Consider the following 13,853-nt stretch of genomic DNA (forward strand, 5'->3'; position numbering starts at 1 on the left):
ACGCCCGTTTTAAAAATCAAGTTGACGACCCCCCCATTCTTTTGCACCTTATGAGTCGTGTTACCCCGCTGTTACGGGGAGTTTAAGAGAAACGAATATAGACGTTAGTCGTAGTTAGTAAGTTCAAAATGTAACTTTCAAAGGAGTGAACCCTATGTCGGCACCGGCCCAGACCATCAGCAGCCCCCGCCTGCACATCCAAGGCGAGATGCTTCCCGATTACGCGCAGATCCTGACGCCGGATGCGGTGGCCCTGGTATCCGAGCTGGTGGAACGCTTCGCTCCCCAGCGCAATGAACTGCTCAAACAACGGGTCGCCCGTCAGGCCCGCATCGACGCAGGTGAGCTGCCGGACTTCCTGCCCGAAACCGCTCACATCCGCGACGGCCACTGGACCATTCGTGGCATCCCCGCCGACCTGCAGGACAGGCGTGTGGAGATCACCGGCCCGGTCGAGCGCAAGATGGTGATCAACGCCCTCAACGCCAACGTCAAGGTGTTCATGGCCGACTTCGAGGACTCCCTGGCGCCGGCCTGGAACAAGGTGATCGAGGGCCAGCTCAACCTGCGCGATGCGGTCAACGGCACCATTGCCTACCAGAGCCCGGAGGGGAAGGCCTATACCCTGAGTTCCGATCCGGCCGTTCTCGTCTGCCGGGTGCGCGGCCTGCACCTGCCGGAGAAACACATCACCTTCGATGGCGAGCCCATCCCCGGCGGCCTGTTCGACTTCGCGCTCTACTTCCTGCACAACCACAAGGCGCTGCTGGCCAAGGGCTCCGGCCCCTACTTCTACGTGCCCAAGCTGCAGAGCCATCTGGAGGGGCGCTGGTGGAGCGAGGTGTTTGCCTGGACCGAAGACAGGTTCGGCCTGCCCCGCGGCACCATCAAGGCGACCGTGCTCATCGAAACCCTGCCGGCGGTGTTCGAGATGGACGAGCTGCTCTATCAGATGAAGGATCACATAGTCGCGCTCAACTGCGGTCGCTGGGACTATATCTTCAGCTATATCAAGACCTTGAAGAACCACCCCGATCGCGTCCTGCCGGACCGCCAGGTGGTCACCATGGACAAGCCGTTCCTCTCCGCCTACTCGCGACTCCTTATCAAGACCTGCCACAAGCGCGGTGCCCTGGCCATGGGCGGCATGGCCGCCTTTATCCCGGCCAAGGATCCGGCGGTCAATGCCGAGGTATTCGCCAAGGTGAAGGCAGACAAGGAGCGTGAGGCAAACAACGGCCACGACGGCACCTGGGTGGCCCACCCCGGCCTCGCCGATACCGCCATGGCGGTCTTCAACGCCGCCATCCCGGTCGGCGCCAGCAACCAGATCCATGTGCTGCGCGAGCAGGATGCCCCCATCACCGCCACCGATCTGCTGGCCCCCTGCGAGGGGGAGCGCACCGAGACGGGCATGCGCACCAATATTCGAGTCGCCCTGCAATATCTGGAGGCCTGGATAGGCGGCAACGGCTGCGTGCCCATCTACGGTCTGATGGAAGATGCCGCCACCGCCGAGATCTCCCGCACCTCCATCTGGCAGTGGATCCGCCACGGCAAGACCCTCTCCAACGGTCAGGTGGTGACCAAGGCGCTGTTCCGCCAGATGCTGGCAGAGGAGCAGGAGGTGGTCAGACGCGAAGTGGGCGAGGCCCGCTGGCAGGCCGGTCGCTTCGCCGAGGCAAGCGCCCTGATGGAAGAGATCACCTGCGCCGACACACTCATCGATTTTCTGACGCTGCCCGGCTACGAGCGGCTGTGAAACCCGGGCCGGTGACGGCCCCATAACAAGTCAATGGAAACGTGAAATCAATGAAAGAGGGAACTGATATGGCACTGACCCGTGAGCAACAGATCCAGGCTATCGAGAAAGACTGGGCAGAAAACCCCCGCTGGAAAGGGATCAAGCGCGGCTACAGCGCCGAAGACGTGGTGAACCTGCGCGGCAGCCTGCAGCCGGCACACACCCTGGCCCAACGCGGTGCCGACAAGCTGTGGGAACTGATCCACGGCGGCGCCAAGAAAGGCTATGTGAACTGCCTCGGCGCCCTGACCGGTGGTCAGGCGGTGCAGCAGGCCAAGGCCGGCATCGAGGCCATCTACCTCTCCGGCTGGCAGGTGGCGGCGGACAACAACCTCTCCTCCACCATGTACCCGGATCAGTCCCTCTACCCGGCCAACTCGGTGCCCTCGGTGGTGGAGCGCATCAACAACTCCTTCGCCCGTGCCGACCAGATCCAGTGGGCCAACAAGGTAGGCCCGCAGGACAAGGGCTTCATCGACTACTTCCTGCCCATCGTCGCGGATGCGGAAGCCGGCTTCGGCGGCGTGCTGAACGCCTTCGAGCTGATGAAGGGGATGATCGAGGCGGGCGCCGCCGGCGTCCACTTCGAGGATCAGCTGGCCTCAGTGAAGAAGTGCGGCCACATGGGCGGCAAGGTGCTGGTCCCGACCCAGGAAGCGGTGCAGAAACTCATCGCGGCCCGCCTCGCGGCGGACGTCTGCGGCACCACCACCCTGGTGATCGCCCGCACCGACGCCAACGCGGCGGATCTGCTGACCACGGATGCGGACCCCTACGATGCCGGCTTCCTGACCGGCGAGCGCACCAGCGAGGGCTTCTACAAGGTGCAGGCCGGCATCGAGCAGGCCATCTCCCGTGGCCTGGCCTATGCTCCCTACGCCGACATGGTGTGGTGCGAGACCGCCAAGCCGGATCTGGACGAGGCGCGCCAGTTTGCCGAGGCCATCAAGGCCCAGTACCCGGACAAGATCCTGGCCTACAACTGCTCCCCGAGCTTCAACTGGAAGAAGAACCTGGACGATGCCACCATCGCCCGCTTCCAGCAGGAGCTCTCCGACATGGGCTACAAGTACCAGTTCATCACCCTCGCGGGCATCCACAACATGTGGTTCCACATGTATGAGCTGGCCTACCAGTACGCTCGCGGCGAGGGCATGAAGCACTACGTCGAGATGGTGCAGCAGCCTGAGTTCGCGGCCGCCGAGCGGGGCTACACCTTCGTGGCGCACCAGCAGGAGGTGGGCACCGGCTACTTCGACAAGGTGACCACCGTCATCCAGGGCGGGCAATCTTCGGTGACCGCTTTAACGGGCTCCACCGAAGAGGACCAGTTCCACTAAGCTGATGGCTAGAATGGCGCCGACCAGGTGACCCTTTCAGCCAGCTATCCAGGGTGGGCAATCCTCGGTGACCGCGCTGACCGGCTCGACCGAAGAAAATCAGTTCCACTGATAAGCAGAATCCCTTGAGATAGCAAAACCCCGGCCAGTGGCCGGGGTTTCTTTTTATCCGTGGCCTCGGCGTCGCCGAGCCTCAAACCAGCTTGACGGGCTCAGAGCTCGAGTATCTCTTTGACAAAGGGAATGGTCAGCTTACGCTTGGCGCGGAAGGAGGCGTTGTCGAGCCGGTTGAGGGTGGCGAGCAGGGTGCGCATGTCGCGCGACAGCCGGTTGAGCAGGAAGCGGCCCACGTCGATAGGCAGCTTGAAGCCCCGCAGCTCGGCGCGCAGTTGCAGGGCACTGAGCTTGCCTTCGTCATCGAGCTCATCGAGGTGGAAGCTCACTCCCCAATCCAGGCGGGATGCGAGATCCGGCAGCTGCAACCCCAGCTTGCGCGGCGCACTGCAGCCGGTGACCACCAGGGTCCCCTCTCCCTTCTCCTTCCAGCGGTTGTAGAAGTCGAACAGGGCCCGCTCCCACAGGGCGTTGCCGGCGATCGCCTCCAGGCTGTCGAGGCAGACCAGGGGCAGGCTCTCCAGGGCATCCAGCATGCTGGGGTCGAGCTGTTCGAACTGATCGAGGGAGAGATAGGCAGCGGCGGCGTCGCGGGCGTTGACCTCGGCGCAGGTGGCGTGCAGCAGATGGGAGCGGCCCGAGCCTTTGGCTCCCCAGAAATAGAGGAAGGGCGAGCCCTGACCGATGGCCGCGTTCTTGAGGGCGGTGATCAGATGGGCATTGTTGCCGGGATAAAAACTGACGAAGGTTTCATCATCCGGTAGTTGTACGGCGAGAGACAGTTGGGCCGGTTGCTTCACTCGTTGGGCTTTGACTGTGATATTTGCGGGCAAGTGTATCACCAGAGCGGCAGATAGAGAACCGCCCGGGTCATGCCGGGCGGTCTGGAACATCCCCTGAGCTCAGGGCTGCGACCATTGGTAGCGCAGGCCGCTCTCGTTGTCTTCCACCTGGCGCAGGCGGCTCTCAAGCTGCAGACCCCGCACCAGCTCCGCCTTGTCCCCCTGCAGCGAGAGGTTGAAGGTGACCTTGTCTCCCTCCAGCTTGCCGATCGCCACCTTGGTGACGCTGGCCATGCCTTGCAGCATCTTCTGTATCTGGATCATGCCGTCGATGTCGGACAACCCCTCCACCACCAGGGTCTGGTTGGAGGCGACCCCGGAGAGGCGGGTGCCGTACTGCTGCACCAGCCAGCCGGCCAGGGCATCGGCAAACCCCTTGGCCACCTCGGCCTGGGACCCCGAGCCAGACCCCTTGGTCAGTTCGGTCAGCTCCCCCGCCTGGGCACCCGGCTTGACGCCATAGAGGCCCCAGTCGATGCTCCAGCTCTCTCCCTCCGGCGTCAGCTTGCCCAGCACCACCATTTCGGCGCCATAACGCTGGCTCGCCTTGAGCACGGGATCGGCGAAGCGACCCCAGACGTCGGTGGCGTTGACCGCCATGTTGTCGTCGAGATCCATCAGCGGGATGCTGATGGGCAGCCCCATGGCCTGGGCCTGGGTACGCAGGGCGGCGGCCCAGCCATCGCCGGACTGATCTGGCAGGATGCGGCGCTCTCCTTCGTCGACAACCAGCCAGACGCCCAACTGAGGGCGCACGGGGCCCAGCAGGGCAAACTTGCTCTGGGCGACCAGGGCGTTGACCTTGGCCACGTCGAAATCGGCCTTGAGAAACTTCACCGGCCCCACGTCCTGATAACCGTAGTGCTGCACATAGTCACCGGGCGCGGCCAGCGCCTTGACCACGTCCGGCTGGGTCAGAATGTCCCGCTTGCCCGTCACCTTGACAAGCACATCCCCCAGGGCCTGAGCCTGAGCGGCCGTCATGTCGCCGCTGGTGGGTGCCTTGCCCTGATAGAGGTCAGTCACCTGGGCGGCCGACGCCACGAATGGCAGACAGCAGCAGAAGAGCATCGCTAAGCGTTTCAGCATAAAGAAGATTCTCGAAATGGGGGATGGTGCTTATGGTAGCGGCAAGGCCCAGGTGGCAGCAAGCCGGCGGGGGGCATAAACCACGAAGCCGGCGAGAGGCCGGCTTCGCTTGCGCTCTTTTTGAAAGAGCGCCGATGACATCAGGACTTATTTGGTGCCGAATATCTTGTCACCGGCATCGCCCAGACCCGGGACAATGTAGCCCTTCTCGTTCAGGCCCTGATCGACGGCGGCGCAGTAGAGCTCCACATCCGGGTGGGCCGCTTCCAGCGCCTTGATCCCTTCGGGGGCGGCAACCAGCACCAGCACCTTGATGGACTGGCAGCCCTTCTTCTTCAGCAGATCGATGGTGGCGATCATGGAGCCGCCGGTGGCAAGCATGGGGTCGATCACCAGGGCCAGACGCTCTTCGATGTTGCTGACGATCTTCTCGAAGTAGGGGACCGGCTGCAGGGTCTCTTCGTCGCGGTAGATGCCGACCACGCTGACGCGGGCGCTCGGCATGTGTTCCAGCACGCCGTCCATCATGCCGAGGCCGGCACGCAGGATGGGCACGACGGTGACCTTCTTGCCCTTGATCTGGTCAACTTCCACTGGCCCGTTCCAGCCATCGATGGTAACTTTCTCGGTTTCGAAGTCAGAGGTCGCTTCGTAGGTCAACAAACTGCCCACTTCCTTGGCCAGTTCACGGAAACGCTTGGTGCTGATGTCGCCTTCGCGCATCAGGCCGATCTTGTGCTTGACCAGGGGGTGTTTGACTTCAACGACTTTCATTATTATCTCCTCTAACTGCCGCCAAAAAAATCGCGGAATGATACAACAAAAGCCGCCCCTTGTAGAGCTTTTCCATCCAAAAACGCGCAAACGATTTTCTTTCTGCTTTTCCCTGCCCACTGATAGAATACGCCCCGAATTTTACCCTCCACTTCTTTATATGACGGGGAATACGCGTGACTGACAAAACCTCACTGAGCTACAAGGATGCTGGCGTGGATATCGATGCCGGCAATGCACTGGTTGAACGTATCAAGGGCGTGTCAAAGCGCACTCGTCGTCCTGAAGTCCTTGGTGGTCTTGGCGGCTTTGGGGCCCTGTGTCAAATCCCTGCAGGCTACAAGGAACCGGTACTGGTCTCCGGTACCGACGGGGTGGGCACCAAGCTGCGTCTGGCCATCGATCTGAAGAAGCATGACACCGTGGGGATCGATCTGGTGGCCATGTGCGTCAACGACCTCATCGTCCAGGGCGCCGAGCCCCTCTTCTTCCTCGACTACTATGCCACCGGCAAGCTGGACGTGGACACCGCCGCGGCCGTGGTCACCGGCATCGGCGTCGGCTGCGAGCAGTCCGGCTGCGCCCTGGTGGGTGGCGAGACCGCCGAGATGCCCGGCATGTATGAAGGGGAAGACTACGACATCGCCGGTTTCTGCGTCGGCGTGGTGGAGAAGAGCGAGATCATCGACGGCAGCAAGGTCGGCGAAGGGGATGCCCTGATCGCCCTGGCCGCGAGCGGCCCCCACTCCAACGGCTTCTCCCTCATTCGCAAGATCCTGGAAGTCTCCAAGGCAGACGTCCACCAGCCGCTGGGTGACACCACCCTGGCCAACGCCCTGCTGGAGCCGACCCGCATCTACGTCAAGCCCGTGCTCAAGCTCATCGAGGAGTGCGAGATCCACGCCCTGTCCCACATCACAGGCGGCGGCTTCTGGGAGAACATCCCCCGCGTGCTGCCCGCCAATACCCAGGCGGTGATCGACGAGCAGAGCTGGCAGTGGCCGGCGGTGTTCAGCTGGCTGCAGCAGGCCGGCAACGTCACCCGCCACGAGATGTATCGCACCTTCAACTGCGGCGTCGGCATGATCATCGCCCTGCCGGCGGATCAGCTGGACAAGGCCCTGGCCCTGCTCAAGGCGGAAGGCGAGAACGCCTGGCACATCGGCCACATCGCCAAGGCGGCCGATGGCGAGGAGCAGGTCATCATCAAATGATGCGGATCCTGGTTCTGATCTCCGGCAGCGGCAGCAACCTGCAGGCGATCCTCGACGGCTGTGCCAGCGGCAAGATTGCAGGCCAGGTGGTGGGCGTCATCAGCAACAGGGCCGATGCCTATGGTCTGGTTCGCGCCAAAGAGGCGGGGGTGGCCACCGCCATCCTGGCCCAGCAGCAGTTCGCCAGCCGGGAGGAATATGATGCCGCCCTGCTGGCCCTGATGCAGGACTACCAGCCGGATCTGGTGGTGCTGGCCGGCTTTATGCGGATCCTGAGCGGCGATCTGGTGCGCCACTTCGCCGGACGGATGATCAACATCCACCCCTCCCTGCTGCCGAAGTACCAGGGACTGCACACCCACCAGCGCGCCATCGAGGCCGGTGACGACGAGCACGGCGCCAGCGTCCACTTCGTCACCGAGGAGCTGGACGGCGGCCCGGTGATCCTGCAGGCTCGCGTGCCCATCTTCGAGGGGGACAGCGCCGACGAGGTCGCTGCCCGGGTCCAGGTCCAGGAGCACTGCATCTACCCCCTGGTGGTGCAGTGGTTCTGCGAGGGGCGCTTGCAGATGCGAGAAGGGTCTGCCTTCCTCGATGGCAAGCAGCTTGGCCTGGCAGGCTATGCCAGCGAGTAACCGCTAGCAGCAGTAAGACACAACAAGGGAGGCTTAGGCCTCCCTTGTCATTTCTATCGACCAGCGCAATGGCTGCCATCACGTCCGATTACGCCGCTATGCGGCCAGTCGGCCCTACACCGGATTATCGATATCGATAAAGGTGACCTCCAGCCCGTGGACTGTGGCGAGCCACTCCCCCAGCGCCTTGACGCCATAACGCTCGGTGGCATGGTGACCGGCGGCGTAGAAGTGCATGCCCATCTCGCGGGCGGTGTGGATGGTCTGCTCCGAGGCTTCGCCGGAGATGAAGGCGTCTATGCCCTGCTCCGCCGCTTGGCTGATGTAGCTCTGGCCGCCACCGGTGCACCAGGCCACGGAACGGATGAGCTCGGGCCCGCTGTCGCCGCAATGGAGCGGCTCGCGGCCGAGGCGCTCGGCGATGAGCCTGGCAAAGTCGGCCCCGCTCATGGGCTCTTCCAGCTTGCCCACCATGGCGACGCTCTTGCTGTTCCAGGGTTCGAGGCCGCGACGCACCTTGATGCCGAGCAGCCTGGCGAGCTGGGCGTTGTTGCCCACCTCGGGGTGCACGTCCAGGGGCAGGTGATAGGCGAACAGGTTGATGTCGTGGGTCAGCAGGGTCTTGAGGCGGCGCTGTTTCATGCCGGTGATCTGGGCCGGCTCGCCGCTCCAGAAGTAGCCGTGGTGAACCAGGATGGCGTCGGCATTAGCGGCCACGGCCGCATCGATCAGGGCCTGGCTGGCGGTCACACCGGTCACCACCTTGCGAATGCGCTCGCGCCCCTCCACCTGCAGGCCGTTGGGGCAGTAGTCCTTGATGGCGTGGGGTTCGAGCAGGTGGTTGAGCAGGCTTTCCAGTTTTCGATGAGAGATCATGGGCGTCTCCTAACAGGGCTCCCCGCACAGGATCGCAGGGAGCCGGATTCCGATCGTCAGGGGCCCATGATAATCGAGCCGGGCCGGCAAGGCCATGGCACCGGCATCAAGCCTAGGCGGGCAGCTCTATGCCGGCGTCACGCATCTGGGCCAGCTTGTAGCGCAGGGTACGCGGGCTGATGCCGAGCTTGTCGGCTACTGCCTTGCGACTGCCATTGCACTCCTGCAGGGTGTCCAGGATGATCTGGTGCTCCTGCAGCTTGAGCTCGCCGCCGAGCCCCTCCCCCGACAGCCGCTCGAGGGGGCGTACCAGCGTCTCGTCCGTCTCCTCCAGGATCAGGTGCTCGCACCCGATGAGCCCGTCTGGACAGAGGATCAGGGCACGCTGCACCACGTTGTCGAGCTCGCGCACGTTGCCGGGCCAGGAGTGGGCCATCAGGCGTTCGCGGGCCTCCTCCGCGAGCCGCGGCGTCGGCAGCCCCATCTGGCTGGCGTGGAGCGCCAGCAGATGCTCCGCCAGGGGCAGAATGTCCCCCGGACGCTCCCAGAGCGCGGTCCAGCGCAGGGGGAAGACGTTGAGGCGGTAGTAGAGATCCTCGCGGAACAACCCGTCCTGTACCGCTTTTTTCAGATCCCGGTTGCTGGTGGCGATGACCCGCACATCGAGGGGGATCATCTTGCGGCTGCCGAGCCGCTCCACCTCTTTCTCCTGCAAGACCCGCAGCAGCTTGGCCTGGAGCCCCAGATCCATCTCGGTGATCTCGTCGAGCAGGAGTGTACCCCCCTGGGCCTGCTCGAACTTACCGGGACACCCCTGCACCGCCCCGGTGAAGGCCCCCTTCTCGTAACCGAACAGGGTCGCCTCCAACATGTTCTCCGGAATGGCGGCGCAGTTGATGGCAACGAAGGCCTGCTCGGCACGGCTGGAGTTGTCGTGAATGTAGCGGGCCAGCACCTCCTTCCCCGTCCCGCTCGGGCCGGTCACCATCACGGTGGCCTCGCTCCTGGCGACCCGGGTCGCCAGCTGGAACAGCTCGGCGGTCCTGGGATCCCCGTATACCACGGCCCGCCTCTCCACCTTCTGGGCCGGCACATAGCGGCTGACCTGGTTGAGCAGCACCTCGGGGGAGAAGGGTTTGGCCAGGTAGTCGATGGCCCCCTCGCGCATGGCGCGCACCGCGCCGTCGATGTTGGCGTAGGCGGTCATCAGGAGCACAGGCACCTGGGGATACTGCTGGCGGATATTGGCCAGCAGGGTGAGGCCATCCATGCCTCCCATCTGGATGTCGGAGATCACCATGTCGAAACGCTGGCGCGACAGGGCCAGCAGGGCCCGCTCACCGCTGTCCACCTCGCGGCACTCATAGCCACCGAGCAGCAGGGTGTCCACCAGGGCCTCGCGCAGGCCGTTGTCATCTTCCACCACCAGAATACGAGCCTGGGTCATGCTACACCTCCGAGCTGCATCGCTTGCTGATGCAGGGGGAACGACAGGGTAAAGCAGGTGCCCTCACCGGGGACAGAGGCCACGCTGACCTCCCCCTGGTGGGCACGCACCACGGATTGCACCACGGCGAGCCCAAGGCCTGTGCCCTGGGAGCGGGTGGTGAAGAAGGGTTCAAAGATCTGGCCGAGCAAGGCCGCAGGCATCCCCTTGCCGTTGTCGAGCACGCGCATCTCCACCCGGTTGCCGCTGCGCACCGCGCTCACCAGCAGCGAATCGGCGCCGGCCTGGCGCGCGTTGGCGATGAGGTTGTTGATGGCGCCCGCCAGGGCGCTGCTGTTGGCGAGCAGGCAGAGATCCGGCTCCGGCACCTCCAGGTGCAGGGCACAGCCCTGCTGCTGGCAGAAGGCCTCGGCACCGGCCTGCACCTCCGCCAGCAGCCCCTGGACCGAGATGGGGGCCACCACCTGGTTGTCACCGTTGCGGGCAAACAGCAGGATGTCGTTGATCTGCTTCTCGAGATCCTGCAGGCGCGCCATCAGTTTTTGCTGGAACTGGCTGCGGGACTCGGGCTTCAGGGTGCGGTTCGCCAGGTTGGCCGCGTAGAGCATGGCGGCGGAGAGGGGGGTGCGGATCTGGTGCGCCAGGGAGGCGGCCATGTTGCCAAGGGCGGACAGCCGTTTCATGTGGTTGACCCTGTCCTGCAACTGGCGGGTCTCGGTCAGATCGGTGATGAACACCAGCTGGCCGGGCTGATCCGGCAGCGGCTGGGTCGAGAGCTGGACCCGGCGCCCGTCCCGCAGGGAGATCTCGTGGCCGTCGTCTTCCCTGGGCTGGAAGCAGCGGGCGATGATCTGGCGCCAGAAGAGGCCCTCCAGCGGTTCCCCGAGCAAGGCCTGGGCCGCCGGGTTGGCGCGGGTGATCAGCCCCTCGCCGTCGAGCAGCAGCACGCCGGTCGGCAGCGCCGTGAAGATGGCGTAGAGCTGGCTCACTTCGTGTGACTGGAGGGGGTTGTCCTGCTGCGAGATTGTCATAAAGCTGACCTCAAACTGGCGATTGGGTCAGCTTATTCAATTTCCATGCCAGTGATTTATTGCATTAATATCAATGTGTTGACAGCCAAGCGTCAAAGCATTGACCTCAGTTGTCCTTGCTCATGCCGTACTTCTTCATCTTCTCCACTAGCGTGGTGCGGCGCATGCTGAGCAGGTCGGCGGCGCGGGCCACCACCCCGTCCTGGGACTCCAGGGCCTGGCGGATCAGCTCCACTTCGAGGTCGGCCAGCATCTCCTTGAGGTTGACCCCCTCCTGGGGCAGCTGCATGGGCAGGGGCATGGCGATGCCCGGATCCAGCACGGGCGGAGACTGGAACACGGCAGCCAGGGCATCCCGCTCGTCCATCTCGGTGAGGCGCTCATCCCTGGGTTCGCTCGGCAACAGCCGGTAGCGGCCGGGCAGGTCCGCCACATCGACGATCTGGTTCGGGTAGAGGATCAGCAGGCGCTCGATGAGGTTGGACAGCTCGCGCACGTTGCCGGGCCAGGGGTACTGCATCAGGGATTCCATGGCGCGCTGGGTCAGGCGGATGATGCCCCTGTGCTGCTCGGCATGGCGATTGAGCAGCTCCTGCAACAGCAGGGGAATGTCGTCGCAGCGCTCGCGCAGGGGCGGCGTCTCGATGGGGAAGACGTTGAGCCGATAGTAGAGATCCTCGCGAAACGCCTGGGTGCGGATCATCGCCTCCAGATCCCGGTGGGTCGCGGCGATGACGCGCACGTCCGCCTGCACCGCCTTGCCCCCACCGACCCGGTCGAACTGGCGCTCCTGCAACACCCGCAGCAGCTTGACCTGCATGGGCAGCGGCATGTCGCCTATCTCGTCGAGGAAGAGGGTCCCTCCCTGGGCCAGCTCGAAGCGGCCGCGACGGGCGGCGATGGCACCGGTGAAGGCCCCCTTCTCGTGGCCGAACAGCTCGCTCTCCAGAAGCTCTGCCGGAATGGCGCCGCAGTTGATGGGCACGAAGGGGCCCGAGCTTCGGGCGGAGAGCTCGTGAATGGCGCGGGCCACCACCTCCTTGCCGGTCCCGGATTCCCCCAGGATCAGCACGTTGGCATCGGTCTGCGCCACCTGGCCGATGAGGCGGCGCACCTCCTGGATCCCCTTCCCCTTGCCCACCAGCAGGCGCAGCAGGGTCTGACCCTTGTCGTGGATCTGCTGTCTGGGGTGGAGGGAGATGAAGGCCTGGCAGAAGTGCAGATGGCGGGTCAGGGACTCGTAGGTGAAGGGCTCGTCGCTGCCGCCGATGAAGTTGCTGTTGGGGTGATCCGCCGACGTCAGGGAGATGAAGGGGATGCGAGGGTAGGCGGCCAGCAGCTCGGCCAGGGGGCGTTCGAGCAGACTGCCCGCCAGTATCCCCTGCAGCGGACCTGACGATTCGATGGCCACCTCGAGATCGGCCTCCACCACCTCCTGCCAGGGGATCCCCATGAAGGAGAGCACGGTTTCCAACTGCTGACGCCGCGCTTCATCGGCATCCACGATCAGCACACCCATAGCCATCATATCCATATTCTTACACACCTGACGCCAAGTTATTGTTTTTAAACTACTTATGATAGTTAGCTATGTACAATGTCATAAAGGCCACAAAGTGCCAAAATTCTGGCGGATTGTCAAAACTTGTCGCGTTACAGAGTGTCCCGTCGGGACGGGGATCACGCTTCCAGCCAGACAGAGTATCGGAGGAAAATCGGCGCAGGGGGCAACAAGGCGCCGACGACAGCCGGCGCCGAAGGTGGGATCAGTGCTTGACGCTCTCCTGGGGCGCGGCGTAGCGGCACTCGGGGAAACGGCTGCAGGCCAGGAACAGGCGACCGGCGTGGGGACCCTTCTTGGCCTCCCGCTCCACCAGGGGCGCATCACAGCGCGGGCAGTGGGGCACCCGATGGGGATACACCTCCTCATCATCCTCCCCCTCGGCAAACAGATTATCCACCAGCTCGGCATCGGCAGCCGGCAACGGCGCAGGGCGTGGCGACAGTATGGCCTTGACGGGGGCGACGCCCGGGGTACGACCGCCATGGCGGGGCTCTTCCACCTCGACCCGATCCAGCTGCAAGGGGCTGAAGGTCGGCTCGCGGCGATCCCCAGGCAGCAGATCCTCATCCGGGGCAAGGCGGGGGCCGCTTAACAGCGGCAGGATCTGTTCGCGCAGCTCCTCGACCTGATAATGGCTGCTTGCCGGGATCTGCAGCAGCGGCAGACCGGCGCTGTCAAAGGCCGCCTTGAGGAAACTGTCGCGCACCTTGCGCTTCTGGTGGCGATGGGAGCTGTCATCGAGCTCGATGGCGCAGATGAAGGAGAGATCGGAGGGGTGGCAGAGCAGATAGTCCACGTGCTTGGCGCTGATCTTGTTGAACGCCTGCTGCCACTTGCTCTTGCCCATCCCCGTCTCCGGCGTCAGCACATCGGCCACCCGCACCTTGGCAAAGACCCGGGCCTGGTCGCCGACCGCCAGATCCAGCACGCCGAGGAAGGAACGCTCGGCGGGGGTGAACAGGGTCTCCTGCAGATCATAGGGCAGCGCCTTACCCTTCTTGCCCCTGCTCCAGAAGATCGCCAGCAGAAGCAACACCAACAACACGGATCCCGATACGACAAGGCTATTCATACACGCATATCCCGTTCACAAGACATTTCCAGTTCACATCAACACGGAGGG

12 protein-coding genes are annotated in these 13,853 nt (G+C 63.9%); 4 read left to right on the plus strand and 8 right to left on the minus strand.

Features of this window, described 5'->3' with window-relative positions; translation table 11 throughout:
- The first annotated feature begins 154 nt into the window (after nucleotides 1-154).
- Entirely contained in the window at nucleotides 155-1,762 is a 1,608-nt protein-coding gene (aceB, locus tag I6L39_RS19535) for a malate synthase A (protein ID WP_216990582.1), read from the plus strand.
- 68 nt (nucleotides 1,763-1,830) lie between these two features.
- Complete coding sequence (gene aceA / locus I6L39_RS19540) at nucleotides 1,831-3,144, plus strand: isocitrate lyase (protein WP_039040251.1); 1,314 nt, start codon at nucleotides 1,831-1,833, stop codon at nucleotides 3,142-3,144.
- 212 nt (nucleotides 3,145-3,356) lie between these two features.
- Here the strand turns inward: aceA and hda are convergent, their stop codons facing one another.
- The 3 genes from hda to upp form a co-directional block, all read right to left on the minus strand.
- Nucleotides 3,357-4,058 (minus strand): DnaA inactivator Hda, encoded by a 702-nt coding sequence (gene hda / locus I6L39_RS19545; RefSeq protein ID WP_039040250.1) that lies wholly within the window; start codon nucleotides 4,056-4,058, stop codon nucleotides 3,357-3,359.
- 102 nt (nucleotides 4,059-4,160) lie between these two features.
- Nucleotides 4,161-5,189 carry a DUF2066 domain-containing protein gene (locus I6L39_RS19550; protein WP_216990583.1) on the minus strand — a complete coding sequence of 343 codons (1,029 nt, stop codon included), beginning with the start codon at nucleotides 5,187-5,189 and terminating at the stop codon, nucleotides 4,161-4,163.
- A gap of 147 nt (nucleotides 5,190-5,336) precedes the next feature.
- Nucleotides 5,337-5,963 carry a uracil phosphoribosyltransferase gene (gene upp / locus I6L39_RS19555; protein WP_039040248.1) on the minus strand — a complete coding sequence of 209 codons (627 nt, stop codon included), beginning with the start codon at nucleotides 5,961-5,963 and terminating at the stop codon, nucleotides 5,337-5,339.
- 176 nt (nucleotides 5,964-6,139) lie between these two features.
- Here upp and purM point away from each other — a divergent pair, with 176 nt between their 5' ends.
- Nucleotides 6,140-7,177 (plus strand): phosphoribosylformylglycinamidine cyclo-ligase, encoded by a 1,038-nt coding sequence (gene purM / locus I6L39_RS19560; RefSeq protein WP_039040247.1) that lies wholly within the window; start codon nucleotides 6,140-6,142, stop codon nucleotides 7,175-7,177.
- Nucleotides 7,174-7,812 carry a phosphoribosylglycinamide formyltransferase gene (gene purN / locus I6L39_RS19565; RefSeq protein WP_039040246.1) on the plus strand — a complete coding sequence of 213 codons (639 nt, stop codon included), beginning with the start codon at nucleotides 7,174-7,176 and terminating at the stop codon, nucleotides 7,810-7,812. The genes purM and purN overlap by 4 nt, the downstream gene beginning before the upstream one ends.
- A 114-nt stretch (nucleotides 7,813-7,926) precedes the next feature.
- Here the strand turns inward: purN and I6L39_RS19570 are convergent, their stop codons facing one another.
- From I6L39_RS19570 to I6L39_RS19590, 5 genes are all read right to left on the minus strand, one after another.
- Entirely contained in the window at nucleotides 7,927-8,688 is a 762-nt protein-coding gene (locus I6L39_RS19570) for a Nif3-like dinuclear metal center hexameric protein (RefSeq protein ID WP_209793009.1), read from the minus strand.
- 112 nt (nucleotides 8,689-8,800) lie between these two features.
- Entirely contained in the window at nucleotides 8,801-10,135 is a 1,335-nt protein-coding gene (locus I6L39_RS19575) for a sigma-54 dependent transcriptional regulator (protein ID WP_039040244.1), read from the minus strand.
- Nucleotides 10,132-11,166 (minus strand): PAS domain-containing sensor histidine kinase, encoded by a 1,035-nt coding sequence (locus tag I6L39_RS19580; RefSeq protein WP_216990584.1) that lies wholly within the window; start codon nucleotides 11,164-11,166, stop codon nucleotides 10,132-10,134. The genes I6L39_RS19575 and I6L39_RS19580 overlap by 4 nt, the downstream gene beginning before the upstream one ends.
- Nucleotides 11,167-11,272: 106 nt before the next feature.
- Nucleotides 11,273-12,694 (minus strand): sigma-54 dependent transcriptional regulator, encoded by a 1,422-nt coding sequence (locus tag I6L39_RS19585; protein ID WP_042076376.1) that lies wholly within the window; start codon nucleotides 12,692-12,694, stop codon nucleotides 11,273-11,275.
- A gap of 238 nt (nucleotides 12,695-12,932) precedes the next feature.
- Nucleotides 12,933-13,802, minus strand: coding sequence for a DUF2726 domain-containing protein (locus I6L39_RS19590; protein WP_216990585.1), 870 nt, complete (start codon nucleotides 13,800-13,802; stop codon nucleotides 12,933-12,935).
- Nucleotides 13,803-13,853 lie beyond the last annotated feature (51 nt).

The sequence above is a fragment of the Aeromonas sp. FDAARGOS 1409 genome (assembly GCF_019048705.1).
In the GTDB taxonomy this organism is placed as follows: Bacteria; Pseudomonadota; Gammaproteobacteria; order Enterobacterales; family Aeromonadaceae; genus Aeromonas; species Aeromonas sanarellii.